This is a genomic window from uncultured Frigoribacterium sp., assembly GCF_963515265.1.
Lineage (GTDB): Bacteria > Actinomycetota > Actinomycetes > Actinomycetales > Microbacteriaceae > Frigoribacterium.
The window spans coordinates 1-3,565 of record NZ_CAUPYL010000232.1 but is presented as its reverse complement, the minus strand read 5'-3'; the positions used below and the strand labels follow the sequence as shown (position 1 = coordinate 3,565).

The following is a 3,565-nucleotide window of genomic DNA, read 5'->3' as shown; positions in this document are numbered from 1 at the left end:
GCCGCGGCCGCCGTCGCGCGCGACCCGGCGCCCGGTGCCGGCGCCCTGGCAGGCCCGTGCACGTCGTCAGGCCCGGACGGCGAGGAGGCGCGCCGTGACCTCATCTCAGATGTCGCGACGCGCAGTCGCCCACGTCGCTGCAGCGGTCGGCACGACGAGCCACGTGGCGAGGACGGCGAGGTCGCGGCCCAGGTCGGCGGCGGGCTCCGTGCCGGAGAAGACGTGGCTCATGGTCGTCTCAGCGTACGTGAGGAGCAGGGCGAAGAAGTCGACGTCCTGGCCGGCGGTCAGCAGCACCACCGCGACGGGGAGCACGAGCAGCACGCCGAGGACGATGGCGATCGCCCCGGCCGAGCTGCGGACGAGGGTGGCGACCATCACGGTGAACACGGTGAGCACGGCCAGCCACGCCGCCGCGGCGCCGACGGCCTGGAGCACGGCGGGGTCGACGAGCGACGTCCGCAGGCCCGTGCCCCGCAGCACGAGGCTCGACGCGGCCCACGCCGCGGCCGACGACGCGACCGACAGCGCGACGGCGGCGCCGGCCGCGACGAGGGTCTTCGCCGCGAGCACCGGAAGTCGCCGGGGCACGGCGGAGTAGGTGGTCCGCTTCTGGCCCGTCGCGAACTCCTGGGTGACGAAGAGCACGACCAGCACGGCGACGAACAGCTCACCGACCGTCGTCGCCGGCGCCATCGTGCGGAGGGTGGTCGCCACCCCGCCCGCCAGCGCGCCGGCAGGGTCGGAGGCGTCGGTGAGGGCGACGGCGGCGCTCGCCGCAGCGGACAGGACGACGGTCAGGGCGGCGATCAGCCAGGTCGAGCGGACGCTCGTCAGCTTGGTCCGCTCCGACCAGGCAACGCGGGCGAAGGTCAGGCGTGGTGCTCGGTCGAGCGGGCTGAGGAGGGGTGCGGTGGTGGTGGTCACGAGGTGTCTCCGATCGGGAGGGAGGGGCGAGGAACGAGGAAGGAGGTGGGGGAGAGGAGGGGGTCGAGCGGGCGCAGGTCGGAGCTGCGGGGCCGAGTCAGGTCGAGGACTCAGGAGGCGTCGGTCACGAGGACCCGGCAGCGCCCGTCCCCGAGGCGGCCCCGTTCATCACGCCTGAGTCCTCGACCCGGACCGGTACTCGACCGAGTCGTGGGTGAGGCCGAAGAAGGCGTCCTCGAGCGACGTCTGGGTGGGCGTCAGCTCGAACAGCAGCACGCCGGCCGGCGCGGCCGCGCGGGCGATCTGCTCGGCGGTCAGCCCCGCGACCTCGACACGGTCGGCGGACAGGTGGGTCACGGTGCCGCCGAGCGGGCGGAGCAGGGCCTCGAGCTGGCCGGCCGAGTCGGTCCTGACGGCGACCCTGCCGCCTCCCTGGCCGGCGAGCACGTCGGCGACGGAGGCGTCGGCGATGACCCGGCCCCGGCCGAGGACGACGAGGTGGTCGGCCGTCTGGGCCATCTCGCTCATCAGGTGGCTGGAGAGCAGCACGGCGCGGCCCTCGGCGGCGAGGGAGCGGCAGAGCTGCCGCACCCAGATGACGCCCTCGGGGTCGAGTCCGTTCACGGGCTCGTCGAGCACGAGCGTGTCGGGGTCGCCGAGCAGGGCGGTCGCGATGCCGAGCCGCTGGCCCATGCCGAGCGAGAAGGTGCCGGCGCGCCGCCGGGCGACGGACTCGAGGCCGGCGAGGCCGATGACCTCGTCGACGCGGCGCTCGGGGATGCCGTGGGTGCGGGCCACGGTCCGCAGGTGGTCGCGGGCCGTGCGCCCGGGGTGGACGGCTCCGGCGTCGAGGAGGACCCCCACCTCCTGCAGGGGAGCCGGGCTGTCGGCGTACCGCTTCCCGTTCACGGTGACCGTGCCCGAGGTCGGTCGGTCGAGGCCGACGATCATCCGCATGGTGGTCGACTTTCCGGCGCCGTTCGGCCCGAGGAACCCGGTGACGGCCCCCGGGGCGACGGTGAACGAGACGTCGTCGACGGCGAGGGAGGCGCCGTGGCGCTTGGTGAGGTGGCTGGCTTCGATCATGGTCACGACGCTACGGAGCAGTCTCGTCGCCCTCGTCGGAGCACGGTGCCGTCGTCGTGGTACCGCAGTGCCGCCCGTCGCGGGGAGTCATCGGGCTCGGCCCGCGCCTCCGGCCTGTGGCAGTGTCGAGCAGGTGACCGCCGACACCGCCCCGACGCCCCCGCCCGAGACCGCCGCCGCCCCGAAGAAGAGGCTGATCCTCAACCTCTTCGAGATGAACTGCGTCGGCCACATCACGCACGGCCTCTGGCGGCTCCCCGGCAACCACCGTCGCGAGTACACCGACATCCGCTACTGGACCGAGCTCGCGCGGCTGGCCGAGCAGGGCGGCTTCGACGCCGTGTTCCTCGCCGACGTGCTCGGCACCTACGACGTCTACGGCGACAGCCCGGCGCCGGCCCTGCTCGAGGGGATCCAGGCGCCTGCGAACGACCCGATGCTCGTCGTGCCGGCGATGGCCGCGGTGACCGAGCACCTGGGCTTCGGCGTCACCGCGTCGACGAGCTACGAGCCGCCCTTCGCGTTCGCGCGCCGCATGTCGACGCTCGACCACCTGACGGGCGGCCGCGTCGGCTGGAACGTCGTCACCTCGTACCTGCCGTCGGCCGCGCGCAACTTCGGGCTCGACGACCAGATCCCGAAGGAGGAGCGCTACGCCCGGGCGGCCGAGTACCTGGACGTGCTCTACAAGCTCTGGGAGGGCTCGTGGGAGGACGACGCCGTCGTCGCCGACCCGTCCGCCGACGGCCTCGTGCCCGGCTCGGGTGTGTACACCGATCCGTCGAAGGTGCACACCATCGACCACGAGGGCCGCTTCTACAAGGTCGCCGGGCCGCACCTCAGCGAGCCGTCGCCCCAGCGCACGCCCGTGCTGTTCCTCGCGACCGCGTCGCCGACGGGTGTCGAGCAGGCCGCCCGCAACGCCGAGGTGGTCTTCACCGGCGGACGTGCCGTGGCCCGTGTCGCCGAGGCCACCCGCGCCGCGGCCGTCGAGGCGGGACGGGCGGCCGAGGACGTCCGCTTCATCGTGCAGGCCGGCGTGATCACGGCCGAGACCGAGGAAGCGGTGGCGGAGAAGCTGGCCCTCTACCGGTCGTTCGCCAGCGAGCAGGGCGCGCTCGTCCACCGCAGCGTGCCCTTCGACGCGCCGTCGCACGACCCCGCGACAACGGTGCGCGAGGCCCTCGTGGCGGAGGGGCGCCTCGAGCACCCGGGGGCCGCCTCCTTGCCCCTCGACATCACCGTCGGCGAGCTGATCGCGAGCGTGGACGAGGCCTGGGGCGGCGCGTTCTTCGTCGCAGGCACACCCACGGTCGTCGCCGACGAGATCGAGCGCTGGCTCGACGAGGAGGGGATCGACGGCATCAACCTGCGGCAGTACCACTCCTACGACACGCTGCGCGACTTCGTCGAGCTGGTCGTGCCCGAGCTGCGCCGTCGCGGCCGCGTGCGCCAGGCGTACGTGCCGGGCGAGACGCTGCGCGAGCGCTACACGGGGGGCGGGCCGCGCCTCCCGGCGTCGCACCCGGCGGCGACGTACCGGCGCTAGGCG

At 74.1% G+C, this 3,565-nt stretch carries 3 protein-coding genes; 1 reads left to right on the top strand and 2 read right to left on the bottom strand.

Annotation, left to right across the window (positions count from 1 at the left end):
* Positions 1 to 105: 105 nt before the first annotated feature.
* Positions 106 to 927, bottom strand: coding sequence for a hypothetical protein (locus tag RWM17_RS13120; RefSeq protein WP_314104354.1), 822 nt, complete (start codon positions 925 to 927; stop codon positions 106 to 108).
* Between the two features lie 168 nt (positions 928 to 1,095).
* Positions 1,096 to 2,013: an ABC transporter ATP-binding protein gene (locus tag RWM17_RS13115; protein WP_314104351.1), complete on the bottom strand. Its 918-nt coding sequence runs from the start codon at positions 2,011 to 2,013 to the stop codon at positions 1,096 to 1,098.
* 133 nt (positions 2,014 to 2,146) lie between these two features.
* Between RWM17_RS13115 and RWM17_RS13110 the strand changes: the two genes are divergently transcribed.
* Entirely contained in the window at positions 2,147 to 3,562 is a 1,416-nt protein-coding gene (locus RWM17_RS13110) for an NtaA/DmoA family FMN-dependent monooxygenase (protein ID WP_314104349.1), read from the top strand.
* Positions 3,563 to 3,565: the final 3 nt, after the last annotated feature.

What these genes read in the sequence shown, in the direction of transcription:
- RWM17_RS13115 (WP_314104351.1), bottom strand. Translation starts at nt 2,013, where the DNA reads ATGATCGAAGCCAGCCACCTCACCAAGCGCCACGGCGCCTCCCTCGCC.